At 55.3% G+C, this 22,827-nt stretch carries 26 protein-coding genes; 21 read left to right on the top strand and 5 right to left on the bottom strand.

Going from position 1 to position 22,827, the window contains the following annotated elements; genetic code table 11:
* Nucleotides 1-115 precede the first annotated feature (115 nt).
* The 6 genes from AB6K10_RS03665 (at nt 116) to AB6K10_RS03640 (ending at nt 4,465) form a co-directional block, all read left to right on the top strand.
* Nucleotides 116-808, top strand: coding sequence for a LuxR C-terminal-related transcriptional regulator (locus AB6K10_RS03665; protein WP_159343871.1), 693 nt, complete (start codon nt 116-118; stop codon nt 806-808).
* A 23-nt stretch (nt 809-831) separates the two neighbouring features.
* Nucleotides 832-1,344: a CsgE family curli-type amyloid fiber assembly protein gene (locus AB6K10_RS03660; protein ID WP_305947225.1), complete on the top strand. Its 513-nt coding sequence runs from the start codon at nt 832-834 to the stop codon at nt 1,342-1,344.
* Nucleotides 1,344-1,754 carry a curli assembly protein CsgF gene (locus AB6K10_RS03655; RefSeq protein ID WP_285264087.1) on the top strand — a complete coding sequence of 137 codons (411 nt, stop codon included), beginning with the start codon at nt 1,344-1,346 and terminating at the stop codon, nt 1,752-1,754. Before AB6K10_RS03660 ends, AB6K10_RS03655 begins: the two co-directional genes overlap by 1 nt.
* Before the next feature lie 55 nt (nt 1,755-1,809).
* Nucleotides 1,810-2,640 carry a CsgG/HfaB family protein gene (locus tag AB6K10_RS03650; protein WP_044628584.1) on the top strand — a complete coding sequence of 277 codons (831 nt, stop codon included), beginning with the start codon at nt 1,810-1,812 and terminating at the stop codon, nt 2,638-2,640.
* A gap of 253 nt (nt 2,641-2,893) precedes the next feature.
* Nucleotides 2,894-3,436 carry a hypothetical protein gene (locus tag AB6K10_RS03645; protein WP_305947226.1) on the top strand — a complete coding sequence of 181 codons (543 nt, stop codon included), beginning with the start codon at nt 2,894-2,896 and terminating at the stop codon, nt 3,434-3,436.
* A gap of 60 nt (nt 3,437-3,496) precedes the next feature.
* Entirely contained in the window at nt 3,497-4,465 is a 969-nt protein-coding gene (locus AB6K10_RS03640) for a hypothetical protein (protein WP_305947227.1), read from the top strand.
* Nucleotides 4,466-4,522: 57 nt separating this feature from the next.
* Here the strand turns inward: AB6K10_RS03640 and AB6K10_RS03635 are convergent, their stop codons facing one another.
* From AB6K10_RS03635 to AB6K10_RS03615, 5 genes are all read right to left on the bottom strand, one after another.
* Nucleotides 4,523-4,900 (bottom strand): hypothetical protein, encoded by a 378-nt coding sequence (locus AB6K10_RS03635; protein WP_339118007.1) that lies wholly within the window; start codon nt 4,898-4,900, stop codon nt 4,523-4,525.
* A gap of 87 nt (nt 4,901-4,987) precedes the next feature.
* The gene (gene hemL, locus AB6K10_RS03630) at nt 4,988-6,268 is read right to left on the bottom strand and encodes a glutamate-1-semialdehyde 2,1-aminomutase (RefSeq protein ID WP_339118006.1); all 1,281 of its coding nucleotides are present in this window, start codon (nt 6,266-6,268) and stop codon (nt 4,988-4,990) included.
* A gap of 36 nt (nt 6,269-6,304) precedes the next feature.
* Nucleotides 6,305-7,114 carry a hydroxymethylpyrimidine/phosphomethylpyrimidine kinase gene (locus tag AB6K10_RS03625; RefSeq protein ID WP_339118005.1) on the bottom strand — a complete coding sequence of 270 codons (810 nt, stop codon included), beginning with the start codon at nt 7,112-7,114 and terminating at the stop codon, nt 6,305-6,307.
* On the bottom strand, nt 7,114-7,545 hold the full coding sequence (gene hemJ / locus AB6K10_RS03620; protein ID WP_159343651.1) for a protoporphyrinogen oxidase HemJ: 432 nt from the start codon (nt 7,543-7,545) through the stop codon (nt 7,114-7,116). The genes AB6K10_RS03625 and hemJ overlap by 1 nt, the downstream gene beginning before the upstream one ends.
* A 27-nt stretch (nt 7,546-7,572) precedes the next feature.
* Nucleotides 7,573-9,372, bottom strand: a complete 1,800-nt coding sequence (locus tag AB6K10_RS03615) for a chloride channel protein (protein WP_339118004.1) — start codon at nt 9,370-9,372, stop codon at nt 7,573-7,575.
* A gap of 170 nt (nt 9,373-9,542) precedes the next feature.
* On the opposite strand from AB6K10_RS03615, the gene argC reads away from it, so the two are divergent.
* The 15 genes from argC to atpA all read left to right on the top strand — a co-directional run bounded on the left by argC (nt 9,543) and on the right by atpA (nt 22,796).
* A complete protein-coding gene (gene argC, locus AB6K10_RS03610) occupies nt 9,543-10,577 on the top strand; it encodes an N-acetyl-gamma-glutamyl-phosphate reductase (RefSeq protein WP_253018742.1) in 1,035 nt (344 codons plus the stop codon).
* A gap of 102 nt (nt 10,578-10,679) precedes the next feature.
* A complete protein-coding gene (erpA, locus tag AB6K10_RS03605; protein WP_083025782.1) occupies nt 10,680-11,033 on the top strand; it encodes an iron-sulfur cluster insertion protein ErpA in 354 nt (117 codons plus the stop codon).
* 149 nt (nt 11,034-11,182) lie between these two features.
* Complete coding sequence (locus AB6K10_RS03600) at nt 11,183-11,950, top strand: transporter substrate-binding domain-containing protein (RefSeq protein WP_339118003.1); 768 nt, start codon at nt 11,183-11,185, stop codon at nt 11,948-11,950.
* A 106-nt stretch (nt 11,951-12,056) separates the two neighbouring features.
* A complete protein-coding gene (locus AB6K10_RS03595; protein WP_159343647.1) occupies nt 12,057-12,728 on the top strand; it encodes an amino acid ABC transporter permease in 672 nt (223 codons plus the stop codon).
* Between the two features lie 10 nt (nt 12,729-12,738).
* The gene (locus AB6K10_RS03590) at nt 12,739-13,497 is read left to right on the top strand and encodes an amino acid ABC transporter ATP-binding protein (RefSeq protein WP_159343646.1); all 759 of its coding nucleotides are present in this window, start codon (nt 12,739-12,741) and stop codon (nt 13,495-13,497) included.
* 578 nt (nt 13,498-14,075) lie between these two features.
* Complete coding sequence (mnmG, locus tag AB6K10_RS03585) at nt 14,076-15,980, top strand: tRNA uridine-5-carboxymethylaminomethyl(34) synthesis enzyme MnmG (protein ID WP_339118002.1); 1,905 nt, start codon at nt 14,076-14,078, stop codon at nt 15,978-15,980.
* On the top strand, nt 15,977-16,642 hold the full coding sequence (gene rsmG, locus AB6K10_RS03580) for a 16S rRNA (guanine(527)-N(7))-methyltransferase RsmG (RefSeq protein WP_339118001.1): 666 nt from the start codon (nt 15,977-15,979) through the stop codon (nt 16,640-16,642). The genes mnmG and rsmG overlap by 4 nt, the downstream gene beginning before the upstream one ends.
* Complete coding sequence (locus tag AB6K10_RS03575) at nt 16,642-17,409, top strand: ParA family protein (RefSeq protein WP_159343643.1); 768 nt, start codon at nt 16,642-16,644, stop codon at nt 17,407-17,409. The genes rsmG and AB6K10_RS03575 overlap by 1 nt, the downstream gene beginning before the upstream one ends.
* A gap of 54 nt (nt 17,410-17,463) precedes the next feature.
* Entirely contained in the window at nt 17,464-18,393 is a 930-nt protein-coding gene (locus AB6K10_RS03570; protein ID WP_159343642.1) for a ParB/RepB/Spo0J family partition protein, read from the top strand.
* 220 nt (nt 18,394-18,613) lie between these two features.
* A complete protein-coding gene (locus AB6K10_RS03565) occupies nt 18,614-19,006 on the top strand; it encodes an ATP synthase subunit I (RefSeq protein ID WP_159343641.1) in 393 nt (130 codons plus the stop codon).
* A 16-nt stretch (nt 19,007-19,022) separates the two neighbouring features.
* Nucleotides 19,023-19,850 (top strand): F0F1 ATP synthase subunit A, encoded by an 828-nt coding sequence (atpB, locus tag AB6K10_RS03560; RefSeq protein ID WP_058577370.1) that lies wholly within the window; start codon nt 19,023-19,025, stop codon nt 19,848-19,850.
* 65 nt (nt 19,851-19,915) lie between these two features.
* Complete coding sequence (gene atpE, locus AB6K10_RS03555) at nt 19,916-20,143, top strand: F0F1 ATP synthase subunit C (protein WP_007112217.1); 228 nt, start codon at nt 19,916-19,918, stop codon at nt 20,141-20,143.
* A gap of 76 nt (nt 20,144-20,219) precedes the next feature.
* Complete coding sequence (locus tag AB6K10_RS03550; protein WP_044628601.1) at nt 20,220-20,690, top strand: F0F1 ATP synthase subunit B; 471 nt, start codon at nt 20,220-20,222, stop codon at nt 20,688-20,690.
* An 11-nt stretch (nt 20,691-20,701) separates the two neighbouring features.
* Entirely contained in the window at nt 20,702-21,235 is a 534-nt protein-coding gene (locus tag AB6K10_RS03545; protein ID WP_159343640.1) for a F0F1 ATP synthase subunit delta, read from the top strand.
* Between the two features lie 16 nt (nt 21,236-21,251).
* Nucleotides 21,252-22,796, top strand: coding sequence for a F0F1 ATP synthase subunit alpha (atpA, locus tag AB6K10_RS03540; RefSeq protein WP_159343639.1), 1,545 nt, complete (start codon nt 21,252-21,254; stop codon nt 22,794-22,796).
* The last annotated feature ends 31 nt before the right edge of the window (nt 22,797-22,827 follow it).

The following is a 22,827-nucleotide window of genomic DNA, read 5'->3' as shown; positions in this document are numbered from 1 at the left end:
ATTTTTAATTACCATTTTCTTCATGTTTTTTAATAACAAAACTTTACGAAAAGGACGTATTGGGCAACACTCTTCGTACCACCTGATTGCTTTCAATCCAACCGAGGCCTCCACAATGTCACATGAGAAGACGCACGGCTTGGTGTACATCGTCACCGAAAAAAGCCCCCAGTCGCAGCTCTTTGCCGACTATTTACATGACCACACAGGTTGTACGGTGAGCATCCACTCGCCAAGAAGCCAACTGCCTGCCGCCATCCCAAGTAAGCTGCTGATCCTCATCGATAGCGACCATATCGGTGTGGACGCCTTGCCCGAATGGCAGGACAAACTTCCCGATAGCTTGGCTAAAACCTCACTGGCCGCCTTCAACATCCGCGATATGGATCATGCGCTGGAAGCTTTGTCCTGCGCACAGCTCAAGGGCGTCTTTTATCGCAACGAAAGCTTGGAGGTCATTTGCAAAGGCATTCATGCCCTGCTGGAAGGTGAGCTATGGATGTCTCGAGATTTAATGGCGCGTTTGATCCTTTTTTACCGTAAGTATCAAAGCAACGCGTTCCGACCTGCCTGCGGCTTGACCAACCGAGAAATGGAGATCATTTCGTTACTCAGTGCAGGCTCTTCCAATCAACAAATTGCCGACAAACTCTTTGTGAGTGAGCACACGGTTAAATCACATCTTTACAACATCTTCAGAAAAATCAATGTGCATAACCGCATTCAAGCACTGAATTGGATTCACCAAAACTTGGGTCCGATTCTGCCTAATATCGAAACGGCACGCAGCTTACAGCGGCATCGGTAAAAACTTGATAAGAGATAAGCATCATGGCAGCTAAGCATAAAATATCAATTGCTCTCTTATGGTGTTTAACAAGCGTTGCAAACGCTCAACCTAATGGGCTAGTTGATGCATCGTCACTTACCAGGAATGAGCAGGCCGAAGTAGATGCGATTAACCAATTATCGAGTCCGGACGGGCCCGAAATTCATGGTAGGCCCAATGGTAGTAGTGAGCTAACCGGCATCATGGTGGACCGCACTATCACAATGGCGGGTAAAACGTTCTATCGAGCATTTAGTCAGCAGGCGATGGATAACGTCATCATCGGCAATGCCACTATCACCATTCAAGAGCGTCCTGACGCTCGCTGGGGCAGTCAAGTATGGGTCATGGAAGGCAACCGGATGTACTTCAGAACACAGCTTTCTCCAAGAATCAGCGAAGCTGATCGCGTAGCGGGAGACGCTGTAAAAACCGTCGAGGAAGCGCTGCTTCAACAGCAGCTATCAGCCGCTTTGACCTCGGACAAAGACTTGGGGAAAGAGGAGCTATTCTAATGAAAATGCTAAAAAAAGCAGCCAGCGTAGGGCTGATAATAATAGCAGTTACGCAAGCACACGCAGGCGACTTAATCTATCAGCCCATCAACCCTTCGTTTGGTGGTGATCCTTTTGTGGGTAGCTACCTACTCGGTAAAGCACAAGCACAGGATACAACGACAGATCCGAACACACGCAGTGTACAGTCACTCTCATCAACGGAACGCCTACTACAAAATTTAGAAAGCCGATTAATTTCTCAACTGATTTCTGACGTCAGTCGTGGTGAAGTTGAAGAAGGCAGTTTTGATAGCGATGAGTTTGGCGTCGTCGTGAGTGACAGCAGCGGCCAATTAGTGGTTCGCGTCGTCGATAAAATAACTGGCGATGTAACTGAAATTAGCGTAGGCGGCTTATTTAACCCTTAATTATCAAAAAAGTACGCGAAAAATAGCACGGCTTAAAGTATTTCAGGGGAACACCATGAAAATAATCGCCTCGATTGTCATTGCTGGGTTACTCAGCGGATGCGCTGGGATGGTAGCCACGTCGGAAAATTTAGAGGGGGCACAAGCAACGCTGACACCAAGAGGTGCTACCTATCAAGACCTGGTGTCGTTACCACCTCCCGCCGGAAAAATCTTTGTCTCTGTGTATGATTTTCGAGACCAAACCGGACAATATCGACCCGCCCCGGCTAGCACCTTTTCAACGGCCGTCACCCAAGGGGCCGCTGCTATGCTCACCGGCGCGCTCGCTGATTCAGGCTGGTTCATACCACTGGAACGGGTAGGCTTACAGAACCTATTAACCGAGCGACGCATCATTCGCGCTGAGTTCGAGCGTTTTGGCCAGCCCGATACCTTGCCGTCACTACGCGCGGCTTCCGTCATGCTCGAAGGAGGAATCATCGCTTATGAATCCAATATTCGAACAGGAGGAGCGGGAGCGGAGTACTTCGGTATCGGTGCATCAGGTCAATATCAAGTAGACCAAGTAACCGTCAATTTGCGTGCGGTAGAAATATCCACCGGTGAAATACTTGCCAACGTCACCACCACCAAAACTATCTACTCCAAAGAACTCAGAGCCGGCGTGTACCGGTTTATCGACTTTAGGCGTTTGCTAGAGGCAGAGGCAGGTATCACCACGAACGAACCTGTACAGTTAGCGGTGATGTCCGCTATCGAGTCTGCGGTGATTCACTTGATTGCACGTGGGGTGGAAAACCGTCTTTGGAACCTATCACCAGGGACCAATCTACAGGATACGGTTCTAGGTGACTACCTCAACGAACCTATACCTATGCTTTAATTAGCTATTCTATCTATTAATTAAAGCCGCTTCCTTAAGCGGCTTTTTTATTAAAGGCTTCTATCTTTCAGGCTATAGGTACTAGTATTAAAAAACTCATCAATTAAGATTAAAACCATAACCTATATATTCATAAAAAACACCAACTTTATAAGTTAAGGATTAGAAAAATTTCCGATAGCGCCTTCTTTTAAATCGTCCAAACTCAACACAGGAAACAAAAAGACACATAACGTTTCAAAAGGAAGACCCAATGAAACCGTTCAACCAATTACCAGCCCATCAAAAGACAGGATCCGTAGCCTCCTGCATGGCATTGGTAATGAGTGTCTTACTAACCAGTTTAAATCCAGAAGCTTCAGCAAACGACCAGTTCATTGACAGCATGTCTAGAGTCACACAATACGTAGAGTCTCAAGATGTCAGCCATTTAAAAGGCAATGTGAGCATCATTCAGCAGCAAGGCATTAACAACAGCGCGAGCGTCGTTCAATCTCGTTCAGCGAATTACCAATTTAAAAACTTCGCTTACATTAAACAAACTGGATATAACAATCAGGCCAATTTGACCCAGCACAATGGCAACAATATTGGCGTGATTGTTCAGCAAGGCCATAACCATAGCGTTACGGCTATTCAAGAAGGGAACAGTGTTGGAGTTGCGTTGAATGCTATTCAAATTGGCTTTAACAGTAACCTAATGATTTCACAATCGGGCAGTGGCCTACGCGATGTAAATGTCCACCAACAAAACTACTCGGACACTTCACGACCGGTCACTATCGATATCAACTGAGTCGCACCTGGCTTCTCAGTTAAACACCAAAGCAAGTCGATCGAAAAAAGGGGAAAGACCATGAAACTGCAATTAACTACTCTCGCTGCTGCTATTAGCCTTACTGTAACTAGTGCTGCTTTAGCTCAAACACCACCTAACAGTTCTTATACACCACCTATTATAACAAGCACAAATCTAATTTCACCGACAACGGGCACAGCTCCTAACTGGGGCGCTGATAATGGTGACTTCCAAGAAGATAATACTCAATGGGAAAGCACTACGCCGGGTCAGAATAACTTTACTTGGGCAAGTGGAGAACTATTACCAGAACCACTTAATCCAATTGATGGTCAAAATAAAGTCGACTCTGTAATTGACCAAAATAACACAGGTACTGCATTAAATATGGCTACTGTATCTCAAGATGGAGCTACAGGTGGGCAATGGTCTAGAGTGCGTCAAGATGGTCAAAACTTAATGGCTGACGTAGATCAACGAGGAAGTAACAATTATTCAGACGTTAATCAAGAACTTTCATCTGGTGGCATTGTTAATGTTCTACAAGAAGGTGATAGTGATGCTTCTCGTGTTGAACAATTTGGAGGGGAAAATAACAAAGCCGACATTACACAATCAGGTTTTGAAAACAACTCATTTGTCCGTCAGGGTGGTATTGGCGGTGGCGCAAACCTAAATGATGCACATGTAGTCCAAACTGGTACGAATAACGACAGCTACATCGGCCAAACCCATGGCGATATGAACTGGGCTTTTGCTACTCAGAATGGTACTGATGGAACTAGCTACATTATCCAGCAAGGTAGTGATAATAGAGCAGAACTATATCAAGTCGATGGTACTGACAACGAGTCTTATATTATACAGAATAATAGTTTTGGTCCAACGGCTATTACTAATTATGCTTATGTACAGCAGAGTGGCGATAGCAACGTATCTACAGTCACACAGGCGAGTGACTCTGTTGGAAATGCGGTGGTTTATCAATCTGGTGGCAACAACTTAGCATCTACTTTGCAATATTAATTGTAGAATCAATAAACCCTCAACTGAACCGCCCCCACGGGGGCGGTTTTTTATGCCTTAACGCACCACCACCGTCAGCGTGCCGCCTTTGCCTTGGGTCGAAGAACGTGAGCGGTTGCTGCCTTTGACGATATCGACTTCTAGTCGCTCGTCATCACTTAACAGCTTGACCGTTCCTTCTAGGGTGTCGCCTTCGAAGGTGAATTCTGCGGGTACAGTGCCGCGGGTTTCAGGATGTTCGACAGTTTCGCCGTTATGGGTAATGCGCCACTGGGCTGAGAATTCTGCGCCAGGGGAGCCGCTCATGGTGATGTGGATCTGGGTCATATCCTGCTCCTGTGCGGCTAGCCCTGTTAAGGGAAAGCCAAAGGTGAGCACGGCGGTAAACAGAACGCCGTGTAAACGTAAAGCCTGCCAAGCCGATGGTTGTTTCATGGTTAGCTACCTCGTTAACCACAAGAGCCGCTCAACATGGGCGGCTCTTGCAGTGTAGCAGGCGATCTCTCTACCGTTTACTCAACGTTACATTACGGCAAAGGCCTTTTCGGCCGCTTCTAGCGTACGCTGGATATCTTCTGGCGTATGGGCACTAGACATAAAGCCAGCTTCATAAGCAGAAGGCGCGAGATAAACGCCATGATCAAGCATCGCACCAAAGAAGCGGCGGAAGGCATCCGGGTTACAGGCAGTCGCCTGGGCAAAGTTATCGACCCGCGATTGAGAGGTAAAGAAAAGACCAAACATGCCGCCCGCTGATTGCGTCATCATCGGCACTCGCGCTGCGTTGGCGCGCTCTTGCAGGCCGTTACACAGTGTTTGTACGCGCTGGCTCAAGGCGTCGTGGAAGCCCGGTACCTGCAGCTTGGTGAGTAGTGCCACCCCGGCGGCCATGGCCAGCGGGTTACCCGAAAGGGTGCCCGCCTGATATACCGGCCCCAGCGGAGAGATGTTTTGCATAATGTCGCGCTTACCACCAAACGCGCCGACCGGCATACCACCACCGACGATCTTACCCAAGCAGGTTAAATCCGGCGTGACACCGTAGTAAGCCTGGGCACCGCCCAACGCTACGCGGAAACCCGTCATCACCTCATCAAAAATCAGGATGCTGCCGTACTCGTTACAAACATGGCGCAGGGTTTCCAAGAAACCTGGCTGAGGCGGAATACAGTTCATATTGCCCGCCACCGGCTCGACGATAATGCAAGCAATCTGCTCACCGATCTCTGCAAAGCACGCTTCCACCCCTTCCGGGTCGTTGTAGGAGAGCGTGATGGTGTGCTCGGCAAGCGAGGCAGGCACGCCCGGTGAGCTGGGCTCGCCGTGGGTCAAAGCACCGGAGCCCGCTTTTACCAGCAGGGAGTCCGAGTGGCCGTGGTAGTTACCCTCGAATTTAACGATCTTATCTCGCCCCGTGGTGCCCCGCGCCAGCCGAATCGCTGACATGGTGGCCTCGGTGCCCGAGCTGGTCATGCGCACCATTTCCATGGAGGGAATCATGTCGCAGATCAGGTCTGCCATGGTGGTTTCCACGGCGGTGGGGGTACCGAACGAGAGCCCGTTATCCAACCGCGCACGCACGGCTGCCAGCACGTCTTGATCGGCGTGACCGGTGATCATTGGCCCCCAGGAACCAATGTAATCGACGTAGCGGTTGCCCTCCACATCAAAGAGGTAGGCGCCCTGCGCACGCTCCATGAAGACCGGCGGGCGGTGCAACCCTTTGAAGGCTCGCACGGGAGAGTTCACGCCCCCAGGAATATGGCGACTCGCGAGGTCAAACAGTTCAGCAGATGTGGTCATGGCATCCTCTATATAAATGACTTACTACCAATGAGATCAAAAGCGCACGGGGCGTGGCAAGCGATTCGGCAAGCACTGCCCGCTCGGGGGCTGGTAGCCGTGAGACAAGCTCTCCCAGGTAAAGTGCTGCGCCTGTTCGCACGCCGTTGGTAAGCGATCACCTACCGCTAGGCGCGCTGCCAAGGCTGCCGCGAGCGTGCAGCCGGAACCATGAAATACTTCCGGCAGCCGCGGCCATTGCCACTGGCGAGTAGTGTCGGGCGAATGCAGTGTATGCACCACTTGCTGTGCCGTACCGGGTAATGGGTCATCCGTTGCCGTCACCAGCACCGCTTGGCAACCCTGAGACAGTAGTGACACCGCACGGGCGGTATCGTCATAAGGCTCATGGATCTCAGGCGTCAGCGCCGCTAGCTCAAAGCGGTTAGGGGTTAAGATATCCACAAGCGGTAGCAGCCGATCACGGTAGAGCGACTGCAAAGCAGCTGTGGATAACATAGTGCCTCCCCCGGCTTTGAGAACCGGGTCGGCAACCACGGGTACCCCAGGAAAACGGCGAATGATCTGCTCCGCAGCGCGTAGCGTAGCTTCATCCGCCAGCAGGCCGAGCTTGATCGCGGCAACCTGCATATCACCGACGGCTTCGGCCATTTGCCGCATGGCACCAGGGTCGGCGGGCATCACCCTAGAGACGTTATGGCAGTTCTGCACGGTCATCGCCGTGGGGATCGTCACCGCCCAACCGCCGCAGGCGGCAATGGCTTCGCTGTCGGCGATCAGTCCGGCACCGCCCGTGGGGTCATGGCCCGCTAACACTAAAACGACGGGGGGAAGGGGTTGGCGCATCAAAAGGGCTTCACAACCGCCAGGAGAATAATCGCGACCAACGCAATCACAGGGGCTTCATTGAACCAGCGAAAGAATACGTGACTCTTGGTGCAGCGCGACTGGTCAAACTGTTTCAGATAGATCAGGCAAACGTGGTGGTAGGCAATCAACAGCACGACCAGCGTGAGCTTAACGTGCATCCAGCCCTGGCTAAACCACGCGGGCACCAAATAGAGCATCCAACCACCAAAAATCAGCACCAGGATCATCGATGGCGTCATGATGCCGCGATAGAGCTTACGCTCCATGGTTTTGAAGTAAGTGATCGCTTGCTCATCGCCTTTGTCGCGTGCCATGGCGTGGTACACATAAAGTCTTGGCAGGTAGAACAGTGCGGCAAACCAAGTAACAACGGCCATCAAGTGAATAGCCTTTACCCATTCGTACATGGTCTCTCCTTAGGCGGTGACGTATGGCTAGGAATCGGTCTCGCGGGCATCTGTTTGCCGAGCGTCAGTGTAGTGGTAATAACGCTCGATCGCGCCCCGGGTAATGATACCTGAAATTCGCTGCTGCTTTGGTCGATAGCCATGCACCACATAAAGCGCCCCAAGCGCGCTGTCTTGAAGCTTTAAAAACGCTTCCGATAGCGTGGCCTGCAAACCAATCGGGGCCATTTCCAGCCGCTGGCCGGGAATCTCCAACAGATCTACCAGCTCATCCTCCGGCGGTGCTTCGCCATCGAGTGCCTCATCGTGCTCCAGCAGCCAGCGGGCAAGCTCCGCTGCCTTCAGCGCCAGCACGGGCTTGTCGTCACTGGAGCGCTCGATCACCAGCCACATGGGGTTGGTTTCCAGCAAGCGGCGGGCTTGGTCTGGCGTAATCATCCGTTCGGTACGCACCAATTGGCGCTCCATCACCGCCGGAACCGATACTCGGGAGAGCGCCTGCATCAGCGGCTGCTGCAGCGGGTGTAAACCGTAGCGCACCGAGCTAATGAAGAAACCTTCACAGCCCGTCAGCTGGCGCGACGTCAAGCAGGCCACCACCACGACCAGCATTCCTGGCAGCATAATATTGGGTGTATGCGTCAATTCTAATAACGCCATTAGTGCAGCAAGAGGCGCCTGAAGGACAGCCCCCATCATCGCCGCCATGCCGAGCATGGCGTAAATGCCCGGATCGGCAGCTTTCTCGGGCCATAACCAACCGCCGAGCATGCCGCCGAGCGCACCAGTGGCGGCCCCCGCCACCAGCACCGGGCCGATAATGCCGATGGGCACACCGCCTGCCACGGTTATCGCCGTCATCAGCAGCTTGGCCACCATCAGCGCCAGCAGCACCGTGATCGTCAGCTGATTATTCAGTGCTGCGGCGACGCTGTCGTAGCCGATCCCCTGAATCTCAGGGAACCACCACGCTAACGCCCCAGTGGCCACACCCACTACTCCTAATCTCAACCACAACGGCAATTTTTGTAAGCGTTGGCTGCGGGAAATGTGGATGAAGAGCCCTGCCATTAAACCAATCACTAGGCCAATCACCACGATCCAGGGCAGATTCATCAGCGAGCCAAGCGCCACCTCCGGAATCCGAAAGGCAGGTTCGTTGCCATACATCACCTGCGCCACCAGCGCGCCCATGGTGGAGGCTAAGATCACCGGCATAAAGCTCATCAGGGTGTACTCCATCATCACCACTTCCATGGCAAAGATCACCCCAGCGATGGGCGTGTTGAACGAGGCCGAAATGCCTGCTGCCGTGCCGCAGGCCACCAGCACCCGCAAACTATTATTGGGCAGCCGCAGCTTTAGTCCTAACCCGCTGGAAGCCGCCGCGCCTAAATGAATCGCAGGGCCTTCGCGCCCAGCGGACAAGCCACCCAACACGGAGACGACCCCCACCCACCACTGGTTCAGCCAATTACGCAGTGGGAAACGCCCCTGGTGATAGGTGAGACGCTCGATCACATGGCTGACCCCGAGCTTGCGCGCAGCGGAGCGCTGCCGATATAGCAACAGGCCAATCAATGTGACGGCGACGATCGGCAGAAGTGCTCTCAGCCACGGTGACAATCCTTCGAAGGCTTCCGGATCCCCCTGCGGCATATAGAGCACCGCCCCGGCTTCAAGCAGCAGGCGAAACGCCACCATCACTGCCCCAGTAATCACCCCAGACACCAACCCCAGCACACACAGCTGCGGTAAGGCATCCACGTTCGCCAACTGGCGGCGAAAGCTCTCTAGAGTGAAATCTGACCGAGAAAAACGTGCCACAACGTCCGTCCTTGCGTTTGTTGTTCGTTTCATTGTCTCGCGTTGCGCAGCGCTCTTAAGCGCTGGCTCTCTTGTGTATCATAGCTGGATACACTTCAACAGCCTGGCCACACTCATTAGGCTGTTAATTATTCAAGCGTTGGCTGTGCGAAGCACACAAGGAGTGGTTTGTGATTAACGTTGGCATTGTAGGCGGCACCGGTTACACCGGCGTCGAACTTCTCAGGCTGCTGGCCCAGCATCCCCAGGTAAGCGTGAAAGCCATCACCTCTCGCTCAGAGGCGGGCGTGAAAGTGTGCGACATGTACCCCAATTTACGCGGCCACTACGACACACTGGCGTTTAGCGAACCTGACGCCAAAGCGCTGGGCGCGATGGATGCGGTCTTTTTCGCCACACCCCACGGCGTTGCCCATGCGCTTGCAGGCGAGCTGCTGGCTAACGGAACCCGGGTAATCGATCTCTCCGCCGACTTCCGCCTGCGAGATGCCGACGAGTGGAGCCGCTGGTACGACCAACCCCACGGCGCGCCGGAACTGCTGGAAGAAGCCGTCTACGGCCTGCCCGAAATGCACCGCGAAAAGATCAAAACAGCGCGTTTGATTGCCGTTCCTGGCTGCTACCCCACCGCCGTTCAACTCGGCTACCTGCCGCTGTTAGAAGCGGGCTTAATTGATCCAAACCAGCTGATTGCCGACTGTAAATCCGGTGTGACCGGTGCTGGCCGCGGCGCTAAGGTCGCCTCGCTGCTCGCCGAGGCCAGCGAATCGATGAAAGCCTACGGCGCGGGCGGCCACCGCCATCTGCCGGAAATTCGTCAAGGCTTGGGCGACATGCAGCCCAACCCGGTGGGATTGACCTTTGTGCCCCATCTAACGCCCATGATCCGCGGCATTCACGCCACGCTCTACAGCACGCTGACCGCCGAGCCCGACGACTTACAGGCCCTGTTCGAGCAGCGCTACGCCAACGAGCCGTTCGTGGATGTGATGCCCGCTGGCAGCCACCCGGAAACCCGCAGCGTCAAAGGCAACAATACCTGCCGGATCGCGGTCCACCGCCCGGGTAACGGCAATACGGTCGTGGTGCTCTCGGTCATTGATAACCTGGTGAAGGGCGCCTCTGGTCAAGCCATTCAAAACCTTAATTTAATGTTTGGCTTTGACGAGCACATGGGGCTCAACGCCCCCGCGCTGATGCCCTAACGTTCGAGGAATTCCCAGCAATAGTTGACCAATTTGCTGGGAATTACCCATAATCACCCCCCAATGCGGATTATTCGTTCTTAAAGCTCGCGGGAGGTACCCATGAGCGGTGCAGAAGCTTTTGTTCCAACTCCTCTGTTACTGTCAGACAGCGCACGCAAACGCATCAAAGCGTTAATGGCTGAAGAGAGTAACCCGGCGCTGAAACTGCGCGTGTACGTTACCGGTGGCGGCTGCTCAGGTTTTCAATACGGTTTTGACTTCGCGGACAACGTTGCCGAAGACGACACGCTGATTGAGTTTGGCGATGCCACGCTGGTCGTCGACCCGCTCTCGTATCAGTACTTGGTCGGCTCCACGGTCGATTATGAAGAGGGTCTGGCGGGCGCACGTTTTCGTGTCCAAAACCCAAATGCCACCACTACTTGCGGGTGCGGTGCCTCGTTTATGGTGTGACCAACGTTGGTGGCAACCCCTTCCCCATGACTTGACGCCTTGGCGGTTTCTCGCCAAGGTTGAAAGGTCAATAACGTTTGCTTGCCCGATTTATAAGAAAAAAAATTCTATAAACAGCGCGGCAAACCACATAAAACATGGGGAAACTAATGAAACACTTATTCACTACCTCTGCCGTGGCAACCGCCATCACACTGGGCTTGGGCAGTACCACCGCGTTTGCACAAACGCCGTCCGTTAACGTGGCCACTGACCCAAGCTTTGTGCCTTTCGAGATGCTCGACCCCGAGACCGGCGAAATGATCGGTTTCGACATGGACATCATCAACGAAGTCGCCGAGCGCGCCGGCTTTGAAGTCAACCTCACCACCATGGAGTTCTCTGGCATCATTCCCGCCGTACAAACCGGCAGCCAGGAGATCGCCATTGCGGGTACCACCATCACCGACGAGCGCTCCCAGGTCGTCGACTTCTCTGACCCCTACTACGATTCTGGTCTGCGCATCATCGTTCGCGCCGATAACGAAGAGGTGTCTTCCATCGACGACCTAGAAGGTCTGGCGGTGGCAACCAAAATCGGCTCCACCAGCTACGACTTCCTCCAGCAAGAGTTCGGCGAAGACGCCGACATCACGCCTTACCCCGGCACCGCCGATATGTACATGGCACTGCTGGGCCGCAACGTCGATGCCGTGCTTTACGATGCGCCGAACGTTGCCTACTTCTCGCAAACCCGTGGCGAAGGCCGTACCAAGGTGGTCGGCCCGCTGTATGAGGGTCAGCAGTACGGCATCGTGTTCCACAAAGGCAGCGAGTGGGTAGAACCGACCAATGAAGCGCTGGCCGCTATGCGTGAAGACGGCACCTACGACGAGATCTACACGAAGTGGTTCGGTGAAGCACCCAGCGCTGAGTAATTCGCGCGCTATGCCATAACCAACGCTTAAAGCGACTCTCACCACAGGGCCGGGCGGCCATTTCCCCCGGCCCTGTGTCGTTGTTCCTCTTGCCTGGAGATAACGCGTGGACGTTAACTTTCAGTTCGACTGGTCGGCTGCGTTTAGCTCGATCCCCTATTTGTTACCCGGTATTCCCTGGACCCTACTGATTTCGTTTGGTGGTCTGGCGATTGGTTTTTTCATCGGCATTTTCTTTGGCCTGTTGCGCATTAGCCCGGTGCGCTGGTTACGCTGGCCAGCCATCGTCTATATCGAAGTGTTCCGTGGTACGCCCATTCTGGTGCAGGTACTGTTCATTTTTTATGGCTTGCCACAGCTCTTGGGCGGGCCTATCAACGCGTTGGTCGCCGGTATTGCCGCCATTGCCGTCAACTCCGGTGCCTATATCTCTGAGATCGTGCGCGGCGGCGTGCAGTCCATCGAGCGCGGCCAGCGGGAAGCATCGCTATCGCTTGGCCTCTCCCGAGTACAGTCCTTCCGGTATGTCATTTGGCCCCAAGCCCTGCGCCGTATGATTCCACCGCTGGGCAACCAGGGCATTATCAGTATCAAAGATACCTCGCTTTTCTCCGTCATCGGGGTCAGTGAGCTGGTACGTCAAGGGCAGATCTATATCGCCACCACCTTCACCGCGCTGGAGGTCTACTTCATGGTGGCATTGATGTATCTCGCCATTACCTGGACCCTCTCACTGGTGCTGCGTCAACTCGAAAGCCGCGGCCTCGCCGGCCAATAAGGAGCGCACAATGACTTCTACTCAAACGCCTATTGTGCGTATGCAAAAGCTCCACAAGCACTTTGGTAACCTGCACGTACTCAATGACATCGACCTGGAGATCGTGCCGGGTGAAGTCGTCGTGGTCATCGGAGCCAGCGGTTCCGGTAAATCCACACTCATTCGCTGTATCAACGGCTTGGAAGAGTTTCAGTCAGGCAGCCTGGATGTGGACGGCAATACGCTGCTACCCAACGGTAAAAGCAGTCAGGCGCTGCAAACCATCCGCACCGAAGTGGGCATGGTGTTTCAGCAGTTCAATCTGTTTCCCCACTTGAGCGTGCTCGACAACATCACGCTCGCACCGATGAAGGTGCGCGGCTGGAGCCGTCAGGACGCCGAAGAGACTGCCAAGCGGCTGCTGGAGCGTGTCGGCATTGCCGATCAGGCCGACAAGTACCCAAGTCAGCTCTCCGGCGGCCAGCAGCAGCGGGTGGCGCTGGCCCGTGCGTTGGCGATGGAACCGCGCCTCATGCTGTTCGATGAGCCAACCTCAGCCCTCGATCCCGAGATGATTGGTGAAGTGCTGGATGCCATGCGTGAGCTTGCCAAAGAGGGCATGACCATGGTGATCGTTACCCACGAGATGGGCTTTGCCCGTGAGGTGGCCGACCGCATCATCTTTATTCATAAGGGCGAAATTGCCGAACAAGGCCCACCCGAACAGCTCTTTGATGCGCCTCAACACGAGCGCACCCAGTCGTTTTTGGCGCGCGTACTCAAACACTAATACGCTCTCGATTTCCGCTCTGTTCAGGGCAAAAACAGCATAAAAAGCGAGTCACCCGATGGCCTGTCTTCCTGACAGGCCATTTTTTTTGCCTGTGGATACTATTTTTTACACACACCCCGCTATATCGCCACAGCCCCCAGCATGTGCACTTCTCCAAGCACGACGGTAATGCCAACGCACTTGTTCACAGGTGCGGTAACAAGCGCGGTATTCATAGGTGGATAACCCGTTGTCAGGCAGCGCTGTGGGTAAGTCGACGTTTCATCCACAGCTCCATCACCGCTTCTACGCAGGTACTCCGCGCTTTAATCACGTAAAGGTCAACAATGTAAGATATTGATAAATATAAGATATACTCACTTATCAACAGAATCTGTCCACACCAGTAGTTACTACATCAACAGAACTTCTCTTATTTATTTTTATTTTGTTATTAATAAAGACTGAACCCTTAGATTGGGGTGTGGAAAAACCTGACGGTTACCCACAGGAGGTTTATACTGGCGGGCTTATTCCAACAGCGCTGAATCGCTGACCACATCATCCGTGCCAACAGGCGCAAGACGAGGTGTCTCTTGAACTACCCCGACCGCTTTGACGTGATTGTCATCGGCGGTGGCCATGCGGGAACTGAAGCCGCACTGGCCTCTGCTCGTATGGGCTGTCAAACCCTATTGCTCACCCACAACATCGAGACGCTCGGCCAAATGTCGTGCAATCCCGCCATCGGCGGCATTGGCAAGAGCCATTTGGTGAAAGAAATCGATGCACTCGGCGGTGCAATGGGGCTAGCCACGGATTTAGGCGGCATCCAATTTCGCGTGCTCAACGCACGTAAAGGGCCCGCAGTACGCGCAACTCGTGCTCAAGCCGATCGCATTCGCTACAAAGCCGCCATTCGCGGCATGTTGGAAAACCAGCCCAACCTGACGATTTTTCAGCAGGCGGCTGGCGATCTCATTGTGGATAACGACACCGTACGCGGCGTCGTGACTGAAACCGGCATTCGCTTTCACGCGGAGTCCGTCGTACTCTCGACCGGCACCTTCCTAGGTGGGGTGATCCACATCGGGTTGGATCAAAGCCGAGGCGGCCGAGCGGGTGATCCGCCCTCCAACGCGCTAGCGGAACGTCTGCGTGCGTTGCCGTTTCACGTTGACCGACTCAAAACCGGTACGCCGCCGCGTATCGACGCCAAGACCGTCGATTTTTCGCAGTTGGAAGAGCAGCCGGGCGATACGCCAACGCCAGTGATGTCTTATCTCGGCTCGCGGGAAATGCACCCCCAGCAGGTGAGCTGCCATATTGCTCACACCAACGAGCGTACCCACGAGATCATCCTGGGTAACTTGGATCGCTCGCCAATGTACTCCGGCGTAATCGAAGGGATTGGCCCGCGCTACTGCCCGTCGATTGAAGACAAAGTGCACCGCTTTGCCGACAAGTCGAGCCACCAGGTATTCATTGAACCGGAAGGCCTGGATACCCACGAGCTCTACCCCAACGGCATCTCAACCTCACTGCCGTTTGATGTGCAGCTGCAGGTGGTGCGCTCGATCAAAGGGTTAGAAAACGCGCACATCACGCGTCCTGGCTACGCCATTGAGTACGATTTCTTCGATCCACGGGATTTGAAACACTCGCTGGAAACGAAATTTATCCACAACCTGTTTTTTGCCGGACAGATCAACGGCACGACCGGTTACGAAGAAGCGGGTGCCCAAGGGCTACTGGCGGGCCTGAACGCCGCTCGCCGCGCCAAGCAACTCGAGGCGTGGTATCCACGTCGCGATGAGGCTTACTTGGGCGTACTGGTAGACGACTTGATCACTATGGGCACCAAAGAGCCCTATCGTATGTTCACGTCCCGTGCGGAGTACCGTCTGCTACTGCGCGAAGACAATGCCGATCTGCGTCTAACCGAAAAGGGCCGCGAGCTGGGTCTGGTCGACGACGCCCGTTGGGCAGCCTTCAGCCAAAAGCGTGACGCCATCGAACGCGAAACGGCGCGCTTGGCCACTGCTTGGGTGCAGCCCAACAGCCCGGCAGCCGCAAAGATTGCCGAAAAGACCGGTAAACCACTGCCGCGTGAGTACAGCCTGAGTGATCTGCTAAAGCGCCCCGAGCTGACCTATGCCGATATCGCAGCGTTACCCGGCATGGAGCACGGCGGTATCGACGACGACGCGGTCGCCGAACAGGTGCAAATTCAAGCCAAATATCAGGGCTATATTGATCGTCAGCAGGATGAAATCGATAAGCTAAAGCGCCATGAATCGACCCCACTGCCCGCCGAGCTGGATTATCAGAAGGTGGAAGGGCTGTCCCATGAGATTCGCCAGAAGCTCAGCGCAGCGCGTCCGGAAACCCTCGCACAAGCCGCGCGTATTTCCGGTGTGACGCCAGCGGCAGTATCGATTCTGCTGATTCACCTGAAAAAGCGCCGCTTGGTCAGCCATACCGAGGTCGCCAACGGATGAGCGCACTACAGCCATTGATCGATCTGTTGCCCACCCCCGTAGCGCCCAAGTTGGATCAAGGACTGGCCGATTTGGGCGTATCCGTGACGGCAGCACAGCGAGAGCAGCTGCTCGGGCTACTGGCGCTGTTGCACAAGTGGAATCGGGCTTATAACCTCACCGCAGTGCGCGATGTCGAAGAGATGGTCTCGCGCCATGTGCTGGATAGCGCCGCCGTGGCGCCCTACGTTCATGGCCCAGCGCTTCTCGACGTGGGCGCGGGGCCAGGACTGCCGGGGTTGGTATTGGCCATTCTGAATCCCGAGCTGCAGGTCACGCTGTTGGATAGCAATGGCAAAAAAGTACGTTTTCAGCGCCAAGCAGTGATGGAACTGTCGCTGACCAACGTGACCCCGACCCAAGCCCGCGTCGAGCAGTTCGCCGGGCAGTCGTTCGATCAAGTCATCTCACGGGCGTTTGCTAGCTTGGTCGACTTCGTGACGTTGACCCGCGCGCTGCCCGCCGCCCACGGCCAGTGGTTAGCGATGAAAGGACCCGGTGCCGATGACGAGCTGCGTGAGTTGCCCGAAGGCATTGCACTGAGTGAGCGCCACCTGTTGAATGTACCCTCCGAAACCGCCGAGCGGCAGCTGTTGATCCTGACCCCAAAAGGAGTTGAGTAGTGAGCCAGATCATTGCCCTGACCAACCAAAAAGGCGGCGTGGGCAAGACCACTTCAGCCGTTAACTTGGCCGCGAGCCTAGCGGCTCTGGATCGCCGCGTGCTGCTGGTGGATCTCGACCCCCAAGGGCATGCCAGCATGGGCAGCGGGATCGACAAGTACGACCTCGAGAAAAGCGTACTCGACGTGCTGCTTGGTGAAGCCACCGCCCGGGACGTCATCGTGCGCGGGCTACCGGTGCACTACGATGTGCTGCCCGGTAACGGTGATCTGACCGCGGCGGAAGTGGAGCTACTGGATAGCGAACAGCGCCAAAGCCGGCTGTCGTTGGCCCTTGCCAGCGTCGCCGACGATTACGACGTGGTGCTGATCGACTGCCCGCCGTCGCTGAATATGCTGACCGTGAATGCCCTGACGGCAGCCCACGGCGTACTGATTCCGCTGCAGTGCGAGTTTTATGCGTTGGAAGGTCTCTCGGCATTGTTGGATACCGTGGAGCAGATCAAGCAGAGCGTGAATCCTGAGCTTGCCGTCTCCGGCATTCTGCGCACCATGTACGACAAACGCACCAGCCTCACTCGGGAAGTGGACAAGCAGCTGCGCGACTTCTTTGGCGACGCGCTGCTCAAAACGACCATTCCGCGCAACGTCAAAGTCGCTGAAGCGCCGAGCCATGGCGTTCCTGTGACCCAATATGCCCGTTTTTCGCGGGGCAGCCAGGCCTATCGCGTGCTGGCCAAAGAGATGATTCGGCGCCTGTCGTTGTAACGGTGGCTGCCGTGGCGTTCAAAGTACGTAACGAAACAGTACGAGGGAAAGCGAATGACGCGTAAACGCGCGCTAGGACGTGGCCTGGATGCCCTGATTGGTGCGGGCGCCCGTCGTCGTGACAGTTTGGATCTCACCGGCGGAACGACGCTGGAGAACGCAGAGACGCCGCTGCCCGAGGGCATGCCGGATGATGCAACCGCCGAACGCTTAGAACGCCTGCCGCTTGGGCAACTGACGCGGGGCAAGTATCAGCCGCGTCGGGACATTCAGCCCGAAGCGTTGGAAGAGCTTGCCGACTCCATTCGCGCCCAAGGGGTGATGCAGCCCATCGTCGTGCGTCCCATTGGCAACGACCGTTACGAAATCATTGCCGGTGAGCGCCGCTGGCGCGCGGCACAGCTGGCCGAGCTCGACGTCATTCCTGCCGTGATCCGCTACGTCAGCGATGAGGTAGCGCTGGCGCTGGCGCTGATCGAGAACATTCAGCGGGAAAACCTCAACGCGATCGAAGAGGCGCTGGCCTTGAAGCGCCTGGGCGAGGAGTTCGAGCTGACGCAGCAGCAGATCGCCGACGCGGTGGGGAAATCCCGCACTCAGGTCGCCAATCTTCTGCGCCTGCTTGCCCTCGACCCGGAAGTGCAGACGCTGCTGGAGCGAGGGGATCTCGATATGGGCCACGCCCGAGCGCTGCTATCGCTCACCAGCGCCCAACAGCGCCAGGTCGCCCATGAAGTGGTCAATAAAGACCTCACCGTACGCGACACCGAGGCGTTGGTGAAAAAGGTACAAACGCAACAGGCGCCTGTTGCCCCCACCAAACAATCGCCCAAAACGCCGGATGTCGCCCGACTCGAGACACATTTAGGTGAACTGCTGGGCGCGCCGGTGTCGATCGATCATGGCCAAAAAGGCAAGGGGAAGGTCACCATCCGCTACACCAGTCTCGAAGAATTGGATGGCATCCTGTCGCACATTAAATAGCAGGCTAATGAAAGATGCGGTCAGTTTTTCACCCTTTGGTCGCAAGTCGGCGCTGAAACGCGCGAAATCCGTGCAACTTCGGTTGAAGGTGTGATAGCGCTTCCCTATAATCGCGCAAGATTTGTGCAGGTTGCTGACAGGTGTGTCGAAAGGCGTATCCCCAGCAGCCTGTCTAACGCGCTGAGGAATCACGTGCCAACAGGCACGATGTTGAATGCATATGCAGCGAATTGAAACCCAGCGTCGGCGAGCCTACGTTGTCCGGCTTATCTGCGCCCAGCTCGTGGTCATGCTCTTCGGTGCGCTGCTCGCTTACTTCGCTGCTCAGGTGTCTGGAGTCGTATCGGTCATCACGGGAGCCCTGGTAGCTCTGCTACCGCACGCTTTCTTCATACAGCGGTTGGGAATTTTTCGTAATACGCGCCGGGGATCGGTTGCGATGGACCTGTTTCGCGCCGAAGCAGGCAAGTTTGGTTTGACGGTGGCGCTGTTTGCACTGGTGTTCGTGGTAGTGCCCCCCTCAAACCCCGCTTTCTTTTTTAGTGCTTATGTTGCGGTTGTTCTAACGCATTGGCTTGCGCCTTGGTTAATGCCTGGAAAATCGCACAACTGATTGAGGTGACATGTCTATGGCCGCAGGAAACGAAGTCTCGTCGACTTACTATATCCAGCACCACTTGCAGAACCTGACCTTTGGTAAACACCCAGAGAATGGCTGGTCGCTGGCGCACTCCGCCGAAGAAGCTCGTGAAATGGGCTTTTGGGCCATTCACCTGGACACCATGGGCTGGTCCATCGCCATGGGCCTTCTGTTCATCTGGATTTTCCGTAAAGCCGGTAAAGCGGCGACCACCGGCGTTCCCAGCGGTCTGCAAAATGCCGTTGAGATGGTCGTTGAGTTCATCGAAAACCTCACACGGGCCACGTTCCATGGCCGCAACCCCATCATTGCTCCTCTGGCGCTGACGCTGTTCGTGTGGATTCTGCTCATGAACACGCTGAAGATCATCCCGGTCGACTATGGTCCCGAGCTCTTCAAGCGTCTGGGCGTTGAGTACATGAAAATCGTACCGACGACGGATCCGAATGCCACGCTGGGTATGGCGCTAGGCGTGTTCTGTTTGATCATCTACTACAGCATCAAAGTCAAAGGTGCCGGTGGTTTCGCCAAAGAGCTGTCACTGACGCCGTTCAATCACTGGGCGCTGATTCCCTTCAACCTGGTACTTGAAGTGATCGGCCTGCTGGTGAAGCCGCTGGGTCTCGGCCTGCGTCTGTTCGGTAACATGTTTGCCGGTGAAGTTATCTTTATCCTGATTGCGCTACTGCCGTTCTGGGCAATCTGGCTGTTGGACGTGCCATGGGCCATCTTCCACATCCTCGTGGTAACGCTGCAGGCCTTTATTTTCACCACGCTGTCGGTGGTTTACCTCAGCGCGGCGCACGAACACCACTAAACCAAGCAACGACGTTTTCATTAACCCTCAACCCTTAACCAAAACTTAAACTCAGGAGCAACATCATGGAAATGGTTTATCTCTCAGCTGCCATCATCATCGGTCTGGGCGCACTGGCTACCGGCATTGGCTTCGCTCTGTTGGGCGGCAAACTGCTTGAGTCGACTGCGCGTCAGCCGGAACTGGGTGACCAGCTGCAAACCAAAACCTTCATCATGGCCGGTCTGCTGGACGCCGTTCCGATGATCGGTGTTGGTATCGCGATGTACCTGATCTTCGTTGTCGCCGGTTAATGCAGCTTGACCGAGCGGCCATCCGCTCGGTTTTGTTTCACTCCGGTCGCCACGAACTTGTCAGAGGTACATCCCTGTGAATATCAACATGACGCTTATCGGGCAGACGATCGCCTTCGCGATCTTTGTCTGGTTTTGCATAAAGTATGTGTGGCCTCCGATCAGCAACGCGCTTCACGAGCGTCAGAAGAAAATTGCTGATGGCTTGGACGCAGCCAGCCGTGCGACGCGCGACCTTGAGCTAGCTCAAGAGCGTGCCGAGCAAACGCTGCGTGAAAGCAAGGAGCAGGCTTCTCAAATTCTCGAGCAAGCCAACAAGCGCTCTGCTCAAATGATCGAAGAAGCACGCGAACAGGCTCGCGCTGAAGGCGAACGCCTGATGGCAAGCGCTCGTTCCGAAATTGAGCAAGAAGTGAATCGTGCAAAAGACGAGCTTCGTGCCCAGGTTTCTCACCTCGCCATCCTAGGTGCCGAGCGTGTCCTCGAAGCTTCGGTCGACGAGAAAGCACATCGCAAGTTACTTGATGAGCTTGCTGCTGAACTGTAAGGAGGTGACCCATGGCGGAATTACTTACCGTCGCTCGTCCTTACGCTAAGGCGGCGTTTGAATACGCGCGTGATCATGAGGCGCTTGATAGCTGGTCCAAAGCGCTGGGTTTTTTAAGCGCAGCGGTTGCCAACAGCGATGTACGTCGCTTGCTGGGCAGTCCAAAGCTCGAGAACGACAAAAAGGTCGCCCTGCTCTCCGATATGTTGCCGGAGCAGAGCACCGACGTGTCGCGCTTTTTGGATACCCTGGCCGACCAAGGTCGTTTGATGGCTCTGCCCTTCATCGCTGAACAGTTCGAGCACCTGCGTGCCGATCATGAGCAGCGGGTCGAGGTATTGGTCACGTCCGCCTACGAGCTGGACAGCCAACAGCAGACCAAGCTAGCAAACGCGCTCAAGAAACGTCTGAATCGCGAAATCTCCATTACTACTCAGGTGGACAAGGCGCTGATTGGCGGTGTCATCCTGCGTGCCGGCGATACCGTCATTGACGGCTCGGTGCGTGGTCGATTGAACCGACTTTCCGAAGCGCTGACCGCTTGAGTCTGAGGGACATGGCATGCAGCAACTGAATCCTTCCGAGATCAGCGACATCATCAAGCAGCGAATCGAGAAGCTTGACGTCGCATCTGAAGCCCGTAATCAGGGCACCATCGTCAGCGTTTCCGACGGTATCGTGAAAATTCACGGCCTCGAAGACGCGATGTTTGGTGAAATGATCGAATTCCCCAACAGCATCTTCGGCATGGTACTGAACCTGGAGCGTGACTCCGTCGGTGCCGTTGTCCTGGGTGACTACCTGCAGCTCGAAGAAGGCATGACCGCCCAGTGTACCGGTCGCATTCTGGAAGTGCCGGTAGGCCCCGAGCTGGTGGGTCGTGTGGTCGATGCGCTGGGTAACCCCATCGACGGCAAAGGCGACATCAACGCCAAACTGACCGACGCGGTAGAAAAAGTAGCGCCTGGCGTTATTACCCGTCAGTCCGTTGACGAGCCGATCCAAACCGGTCTGAAATCCATCGACGCCATGGTGCCAATCGGTCGTGGTCAGCGTGAGCTGATCATCGGTGACCGTCAGATTGGTAAATCTGCCATTGCCATCGATGCGATCATCAACCAGAAAGGCAAAGGCGTGACCTGTGTCTACGTCGCCATCGGTCAGAAGCAGTCGACCATTGCCAACGTGGTGCGCAAGCTTGAAGAGCACGGCGCGATGGAACACACCATCGTCGTGGCTGCTGGCGCTGCCGACCCTGCACCGATGCAGTTCCTGGCCGCTTACTCTGGCTGCACCATGGGCGAGTACTTCCGTGACCGCGGTGAAGACGCGCTGATCGTGTATGACGATCTCTCCAAGCAGGCCGTTGCCTACCGTCAGGTATCGCTGCTGCTGCGTCGTCCGCCGGGCCGTGAAGCTTACCCGGGTGACGTGTTCTATCTCCACTCACGTCTGCTGGAGCGCGCTGCGCGCGTCAACGCCGACTACGTCGAGAAGTTCACCAACGGCGAAGTGAAGGGCAAAACCGGTTCCTTGACCGCACTGCCGATCATCGAAACGCAAGGTGGTGACGTATCGGCGTTCGTTCCGACCAACGTTATCTCCATCACCGATGGTCAGATCTTCCTGGAAACCAACCTGTTCAACTCCGGTATCCGTCCGGCGATCAACGCAGGTCTCTCGGTTTCTCGTGTAGGTGGTGCTGCGCAGACCAAGATCATCAAGAAGCTGGGTGGCGGTGTGCGTCTGGCTCTGGCTCAGTACCGCGAACTGGCGGCATTCTCGCAGTTTGCTTCTGACCTGGATGAAGCGACCCGCAAGCAGCTCGAGCACGGTCAACGCGTTACCGAACTGATGAAGCAGAAGCAGTACTCGCCGATGTCAGTTGCAGAAATGGCGCTGTCGCTGTACGCCGCTAACGAAGGTCACCTGGATGACGTGAGCGTCGACAAGGTGCTGGACTTCGAACGTGCCCTGCACGACTACATGAAGTCCGAGCACAGCGAGCTGCTCGACAAGATCAACCAGACCGGCGACTACAACGGCGAGATTCAGGACGGCTTGAAGTCAGGTCTCGAGAAGTTCAAGGCGACTCAGAGCTGGTAATGTCCGGCCCGCCTGCGGGCGGGCTTGCATG

Origin of the sequence: Halomonas sp. BMC6, from assembly GCF_964204995.1 — a bacterium.
Lineage (GTDB): Bacteria > Pseudomonadota > Gammaproteobacteria > Pseudomonadales > Halomonadaceae > Vreelandella.
The sequence above is the reverse complement of the archived record's forward strand: the minus strand, read 5'-3'. Positions and strand labels throughout refer to the sequence as shown.